We start from the raw sequence: 6,000 nt of genomic DNA, 5'->3' as shown, positions 1-6,000 counted from the left end.
CGGCACCTTCAACGAGATGACCCGCGACGCCGCCTGGCGCCGGATGGAAGCGGCCGGTGCGCAGCTGATGACCTGGTTCGGCGTGGCCTGTGAGCTGCACCGCGACTGGCGTAACGATATCGAAGGGCTGGCGGCGCTGTGCTCCAACCACATTCCGGATTACCGCAACCTGATCACTGCCTACAGCACGCTGACTGCTGGCAAGTGATTCTCCCGGCGTGACCCGAACCGGAGCCTCCTGCGAGGTTCCGGTTTTTTGCTTTTTTTGTAGGAGCGAGCTTGCTCGCGAACCGCGTGACACGGTGCTTTGTCGTAGGAGCGGACTCCGTCCGCGATGTCTCTGCCCCGCGCCTTGGTTTCCCGCGTCGCAGCGTCGTGCGCGTCGGCCCCTCGTTTCGCCCCCTCGGGCGAGTCCCTTTTGTCAAACGCCACAAAAGGAACCAAAAAGTCTTGCCCCGGACATCCGGTTTTTCGCCTAGGCGAAAAATTCCCTCGTTGAATCGAAGTTTCAGGAGCCCGCGCTGACGGGCCATCCCTGGCCCGACAGCGCTCTCGCGACATCCATGTCGCTCAACCCCTGAAACTCCAATCCAACGAGGCCTCCTGAACGGGGCAGTCCGGAGTGCTCGGAAGTCGCTCTGGAAAACTTCAAAAGCAAACAGAAGTAGCCCTTACCTGTAGGAGCGAGCTTGCTCGCGAACTGCGTGGCACGGTGCTTTGCCGTAGGAGCGGACTCCGTCCGCGATGTGTCTGCCTCGCGCCTTGGTTTCCCGCGTCGCGTTGGCGTGCGCGCCGGCCTCTCGTTTCGCCCCCTCGGGCGAGTCACTTTGCCAAACGACGCAAAGTAACCAAAGGTCTTGCCCCGGACATCCGGTTTTTCGCCTAGGCGAAAAATTCCCTCGTTGAATCGAAGTTTCAGGAGCCCGCGCTGACGGGCCATCCCTGGCCCGACAGCGCTCTCGCGACATCCATGTCGCTCAACCCCTGAAACTCCAATTCAACGAGGCCTCCTGAACGAGGCGGTCCGGAGTGCGCGGATTTTTCTCTGGAAGACTTCCAGTGCCGGAGCCGGAGCTGGCACGGATAGCCCCCTCTCCCTTCAGGGAGAGGGCGGGGGAGAGGGCTAGCCCTTATGGAGGAGCTTCCAGAATAGAAGATCTCCTTTCTGATCTACCGGCGATACCGGCCTACGGCAGGTTCGTGGGCAAGCTCGCCGCTACAGGAGCGCATCGCGCTCAAGTTCTGGTTTTCTCACCGCCGTGCCGACGCATGAGACATTTGGCGAGTTGCCAACTTGCACTCGGCGGATAACGCTTCGCGTTATCCGCCCTACAAGAGCGCGGGCTCCGGAGCTGCACAATTTTCAGCTACAGCGTAGGCGTTTGGAGCAGATAGAGGTCTGGCTACTCGCTGGCCTAAAACAAAAAGCCCCGCACTAGGCGGGGCTTTTCGCTTTCTATTCACTGCCCCAACATTCCATTTCGGGTTACAGCGTTTCTAATGGTCTTGACTTGCGGTGGTGCTACTACTTCCGTCAGTCCCAGCTCAGCGCGCCGCCGGTCTGGTACTCGATCACGCGGGTCTCGAAGAAGTTCTTTTCCTTCTTCAGGTCCATGATTTCGCTCATCCACGGGAACGGGTTGCTGGTGCCCGGGTATTCCTCTTTGAGGCCGATCTGGGTCAGGCGGCGGTTGGCGATGAACTTGAGGTAGTCCTCCATCATCGCCGCGTTCATGCCCAGTACGCCGCGCGGCATGGTGTCGCGTGCGTATTCGATCTCCAGCTGGGTGCCCTGGAGGATCATCTGGGTAGCCTCGTCCTTCATCTGGGCATCCCACAGGTGCGGGTTCTCGATCTTGATCTGGTTGATCACGTCGATGCCGAAGTTCAGGTGCATGGATTCGTCGCGCAGGATGTACTGGAACTGCTCGGCGGTGCCGGTCATCTTGTTGCGGCGGCCCATGGAGAGGATCTGGGTAAAGCCGCAGTAGAAGAAGATGCCTTCCAGGACGCAGTAGTAGGCGATCAGGTTGCGCAGGAACTGGCGGTCGGTTTCCGGGGTGCCGGTTTCGAACTTCGGATCGGAAATCGAACGGGTGTACTTCAGGCCCCAGGAGGCTTTCTTCGCGACCGAAGGAATCTCGTGGTACATGTTGAAGATTTCGCCTTCATCCATGCCCAGCGACTCGATGCAGTACTGGTAGGCGTGGGTGTGGATCGCTTCCTCGAAGGCCTGGCGCAGGATGTACTGGCGGCACTCGGGGTTGGTGATCAGGCGGTAGACGGCCAGCACCAGGTTGTTGGCGACCAGCGAGTCGGCAGTGGAGAAGAAGCCGAGGTTGCGCATGACGATGCGGCGCTCGTCTTCGGACAGGCCGTCCTTGCTCTTCCACAGGGCAATGTCGGCGTTCATGTTCACTTCCTGGGGCATCCAGTGGTTGGCGCAACCATCCAGATACTTCTGCCAGGCCCAGTCGTACTTGAAGGGTACGAGCTGGTTGAGGTCGGCACGGGCGTTGATCATCTGCTTGTCGCCGACTTGTACGCGGGCGGCGGAGCCTTCCAGATCGTCCAGGCCTTCCTGGATGTCCAGGGCGTCGAGGGCCTGCTTGGCGCGGGCGACGGCGTCGGAGTCGTTGGCGGATACGGCGCGTGCTTCTTCGACGGAGCCTGCGGCGTCAGCGTCGAGTTTGTCAGCGTTCTGCGCAGCGGCCTGGGCGACGGCCGGGGCGGCCTTGGCTTCGGTGGCGTCTTCTTTGTCGAATTCGTCCCAGCTCAGCATGGGCTTCCTCTCCTGGTTCTGTGGGCTGCTCTGTGGCGGCCTGGTGTCTGGTTGCGTGATGGATGCACGCTAAAGCTTTGGATGCTTGGGGAGGGCTTTTGAAAGCCCCTCTCCCTAGCCCTCTCCCGAAGGGAGAGGGGACAGTCCGTGCGGTCTGCTGTTTCGGTGTTAGCGCCGCCGAGGCGGCGCGCTCACCTTATTGGCAGGCTTCGCAGTCCGGGTTGTCGATGGAGCAAGCCTGGGGTACCGGAGCCGGTTGCGGCTCGGCGGCTGCGGCCTGCAGGCCATCGTTGCCACCCGCGGACACGGCGTTCAGCTTGCCGGTGTTGATGGTGGACTTCTCGGTGCTGGTGGCGGCCAGGGCACGGAGGTAGTAGGTGGTTTTCAGGCCACGGAACCACGCCATGCGGTAGGTCACGTCCAGCTTCTTGCCCGAGGCGCCGGCGATGTAGAGGTTCAGGGACTGGGCCTGATCGATCCACTTCTGGCGGCGGCTGGCGGCGTCGACGATCCACTTGGTCTCGACTTCGAAGGCGGTGGCGTACAGGTCTTTCAGGTCTTGCGGGATGCGCTCGATCTGCTGCACGGAGCCGTCGTAGTACTTCAGGTCGTTGACCATGACCGGGTCCCACAGGCCGCGCACTTTCAGGTCGCGAACCAGGTAGGGGTTGATCACGGTGAACTCGCCGGAGAGGTTCGATTTCACGTACAGGTTCTGGTAGGTCGGCTCGATGGACTGCGATACGCCGGTGATGTTGGCGATGGTCGCGGTCGGCGCGATGGCCATGATGTTCGAGTTACGGATGCCTTTCTGTACGCGAGCACGTACCGGAGCCCAGTCGAGGGATTCGGTCAGGTCGACGTCGATGTACTTCTGGCCACGGGCTTCGATGAGGATCTGCTGGGAGTCCAGCGGCAGGATGCCCTTGGACCACAGGGAGCCGTCGAAGGTCTCGTAGGCGCCACGCTCGTCGGCCAGGTCACAGGAAGCCTGGATGGCGAAGTAGCTCACCGCTTCCATGGACTTGTCGGCGAACTCGATGGCAGCGTCGGAGCCGTAGGCGATGTGCTGCAGGTACAGCGCGTCCTGGAAGCCCATGATGCCCAGGCCAACCGGACGGTGCTTGAGGTTCGAGTTGCGAGCCTGCGGGACCGAGTAGTAGTTGATGTCGATAACGTTATCGAGCATGCGTACGGCGGTCTTCACGGTCTTCTCGAGCTTGGCGGTGTCCAGCTTGCCGTCGACGATGTGGTTGACCAGGTTGATCGAGCCCAGGTTGCAGACCGCGATCTCGTCCTTGTTGGTGTTCAGGGTGATCTCGGTGCACAGGTTCGAGCTGTGGACCACGCCCACGTGCTGCTGCGGGCTGCGCAGGTTGCACGGGTCCTTGAAGGTCAGCCACGGGTGGCCGGTCTCGAAGAGCATGGAGAGCATCTTGCGCCACAGGTCTTTGGCCTGGACGACCTTGAATACCTTGATCTTGTTGTACTCGGTCAGGGCTTCGTAATACTCGTAGCGCTCTTCGAAGGCCTTGCCGGTCAGATCGTGCAGGTCCGGAACTTCGGACGGGGAGAACAGGGTCCACTTGCCGTCGTCGAAGACGCGCTTCATGAACAGGTCCGGAATCCAGTTCGCGGTGTTCATGTCGTGGGTACGGCGACGGTCGTCACCGGTGTTCTTGCGCAGCTCGAGGAATTCCTCGATGTCCAGGTGCCAGGTTTCCAGGTAGGCGCAGACGGCGCCTTTGCGCTTGCCACCCTGGTTCACGGCCACCGCGGTGTCGTTCACTACTTTCAGGAACGGAACCACGCCCTGGGACTTGCCGTTGGTGCCCTTGATGTAGGAGCCCAGCGCGCGCACCGGAGTCCAGTCGTTGCCCAGGCCGCCGGCGAATTTCGACAGCATGGCGTTGTCGTGGATCGCGTTGTAGATGCCCGACAGGTCGTCCGGCACGGTGGTCAGGTAGCAGGACGACAGCTGCGGACGCAGAGTGCCGGCGTTGAACAGGGTCGGGGTCGACGACATGTAGTCGAACGAGGAGAGCAGGTTGTAGAACTCGATGGCGCGAGCTTCACGGTCCTTCTCTTCGATGGCCAGGCCCATGGCCACGCGCATGAAGAAGACCTGCGGCAGTTCGAAACGGATGCCGTCCTTGTGGATGAAGTAGCGGTCGTACAGGGTCTGCAGGCCGAGGTAGGTGAATTGCTGGTCGCGTTCGTGGTTGATCGCGGCGCCCAGCTTGGCCAGGTCGTAGCCTTTGAGCTTGCTGTCGATCAACTCGAACTCGGAGCCTTTCTCGACGTAGGCGGCCAGGGCCTTGGCGTACAGGTCGGCCATCTCGTGGTGAGTGGCGCTGTCGGCCACGCCCAGGAAGCCCAGCGCTTCGGCGCGCAGGGTGTCCATCAGCAGGCGGGCGGTGACGTAGGAGTAGTTCGGCTCGCGCTCGACCAGGGTACGGGCGGTCATCACCAGGGCGGTGTTGACGTCCTTCTCGGCGACGCCGTCATACAGGTTCTTCAGGGTTTCGCGTTCGATCAGGCTGCCATCGACTTCGGCCAGGCCTTCGCAGGCTTCGCGGATGATGGTCTGCAGGCGGCCCATGTCCAGCGGCTGGGTGCTGCCGTCGGCCTTGGTGATGCGGATGCTCGGGTGCGGCTGGGCGATGTCGCTGGCCACGCCTGCGGTCTTGCGCTCGTTGGCGCGAGCTTCACGGTAGATCACGTAGTCGCGGGCGACTTTCTGCTCGCCGGCGCGCATCAGGGACAGTTCAACCTGGTCCTGGATCTCTTCGATGTGGATGGTGCCACCGGAGGGCATGCGGCGCTTGAAGGTCGCGGTGACCTGTTCGGTCAGGCGGCGCACGGTCTCATGGATGCGCGACGAGGCGGCGGCGGTGCCGCCTTCCACGGCGAGGAACGCCTTGGTGATGGCTACGGTGATCTTGTCATCGGTGTAGGGAACTACGGTGCCGTTGCGCTTGATCACGCGCAGCTGGCCGGGCGCAGTGGCGGCCAGATCCTGTGCGGATTCGGCGGCCTGCGGCGCATTGGCCTGCGGGTTCTCGCGAGTGGTGTCGATTTGCATGGGTGGTTGTCTCCACGTTCTCGTAATGGGTTTGTTGCCGACGCCAGGGGCGCCATTCTCAAAAGCAAGGAGTGCAAATAAAGAGCAAAAAGAGCAGTCGCCCGCGATTGCAGTCGCGAGCTGGAATTCTTCT

General features: G+C 61.8%; 2 protein-coding genes and 1 pseudogene. 1 reads left to right on the top strand and 2 read right to left on the bottom strand.

The genetic code is table 11. The features are described from left to right. Positions 1-208 (top strand): annotated as a pseudogene (locus ACNFH5_RS23050) (hydrolase); the annotation flags it as partial. A 1,326-nt stretch (positions 209-1,534) separates the two neighbouring features. On the opposite strand, the gene ACNFH5_RS23045 reads toward ACNFH5_RS23050, so the two are convergent. After that, positions 1,535-2,782 (bottom strand): ribonucleotide-diphosphate reductase subunit beta, encoded by a 1,248-nt coding sequence (locus ACNFH5_RS23045; RefSeq protein ID WP_045217833.1) that lies wholly within the window; start codon positions 2,780-2,782, stop codon positions 1,535-1,537. Between the two features lie 196 nt (positions 2,783-2,978). Next, on the bottom strand, positions 2,979-5,867 hold the full coding sequence (locus ACNFH5_RS23040) for a ribonucleoside-diphosphate reductase subunit alpha (RefSeq protein ID WP_416750000.1): 2,889 nt from the start codon (positions 5,865-5,867) through the stop codon (positions 2,979-2,981). Positions 5,868-6,000: the final 133 nt, after the last annotated feature.

It is taken from the genome of Pseudomonas sp. NY15435 (assembly GCF_048068295.1).
Classification (GTDB): Bacteria; Pseudomonadota; Gammaproteobacteria; order Pseudomonadales; family Pseudomonadaceae; genus Pseudomonas.
This window is presented reverse-complemented; position numbering and strand designations above follow the sequence as displayed.

Excerpts from the sequence above, each read along its gene's own strand:
- ACNFH5_RS23040 (WP_416750000.1), bottom strand. The coding sequence starts at position 5,867 with ATGCAAATCGACACCACTCGCGAGAACCCGCAGGCCAATGCGCCGCAG.
- ACNFH5_RS23045 (WP_045217833.1), bottom strand. The coding sequence starts at position 2,782 with ATGCTGAGCTGGGACGAATTCGACAAAGAAGACGCCACCGAAGCCAAG.